The 520-nt window shown below is 35.6% G+C and carries 1 protein-coding gene; it reads right to left on the bottom strand.

The window, feature by feature from the left end:
* On the bottom strand, positions 1-520 hold a 520-nt coding region (locus HZY83_RS07250; protein WP_179943379.1), incomplete at both ends, for an N-acetylmuramoyl-L-alanine amidase family protein.

Genomic DNA, 520 nt, shown 5'->3' with positions numbered 1-520 from the left:
CACATATTTATCTGTGGTGCGAGTCATTTTGACTTTGGCACCTTCTTTTTCAAGTAATTTTTTAAGTTCTTTAGCAGTTTTCAAAGTGTAATTCTTTTCTAAACTTTTAGAGGGGGTGTTACTTGATGCACCCTGGTCACTACCACCATGACCAGGATCAAGTACAATTGTTTTACCTTTAAGAGGATTAGAAGCTTTAGAGTTGTCAGCATGTATATTTAAGTTAGTATGCCAACCGGCAACCCAGCCTTTTTCTGTTCCAGCCCGATTTTGGACTTCTATCCATTTACCTTGTTTATCTACTTTCTTAAAGCTATCACCTTTTTCAATTTTGTAAATGATAGGATAGGCTGCATTAGGACCTGTTCTTAATTCAGCATTTTCAGTGATTGTAATTTGACCAGTATCCTCATCACCTTGATTGAGAAACATAAATAACAAGATAATAAATAGAATGAATGCTATGACTACTACAAGTGTAAGCCAATTTTTTAGGCCATGTCGTGTTAACCAAGCATCT

This window comes from Gemella sp. GH3 (assembly GCF_013415425.1).
Taxonomy (GTDB): Bacteria; Bacillota; Bacilli; order Staphylococcales; family Gemellaceae; genus Gemelliphila.
The sequence above is the reverse complement of the archived record's forward strand: the minus strand, read 5'-3'. Positions and strand labels throughout refer to the sequence as shown.